Origin of the sequence: Pseudomonas sp. HY2-MNA-CIBAN-0224 (assembly GCF_040310285.1) — a bacterium.
Lineage (GTDB): Bacteria > Pseudomonadota > Gammaproteobacteria > Pseudomonadales > Pseudomonadaceae > Aquipseudomonas > Aquipseudomonas helleri.
Genome location: NZ_JBEOPQ010000339.1, coordinates 1 through 306 on the forward strand (window position 1 = coordinate 1; position 306 = coordinate 306).

1 protein-coding gene is annotated in these 306 nt (G+C 43.1%); it reads left to right on the forward strand.

The window, feature by feature from the left end:
- A partial coding sequence (locus tag AAEZ03_RS26650; protein WP_350582786.1) for a hypothetical protein occupies nucleotides 1-306 on the forward strand: 306 nt, incomplete at both ends.

Genomic DNA, 306 nt, shown 5'->3' on the forward strand with positions numbered 1-306 from the left:
TTGATAACCCCAGTGACTTCCCGCAAGTAGCAGATAAAGCCTTTGCGGGTGTTTTTACCGATGTATTACAACGCGAAATAGGGGCACAGTTAGGTCGACCAGTGGAAGTGTATTTCAAGTTCAAACCACCCCCGCAGCTGTGGGTACAAGACAGTCGTGACACCAGTTTTTGGATTCGCGAACCCGTGGTTTATTATTCGCAATATAGTCCAGGATTGTTAGTACTATTCCTCATTGGATTACCTATATTATCGCTGCTAACCATTATTTTGTTAGCACGGCAATTAAAACGTCCTTTAAGGTATT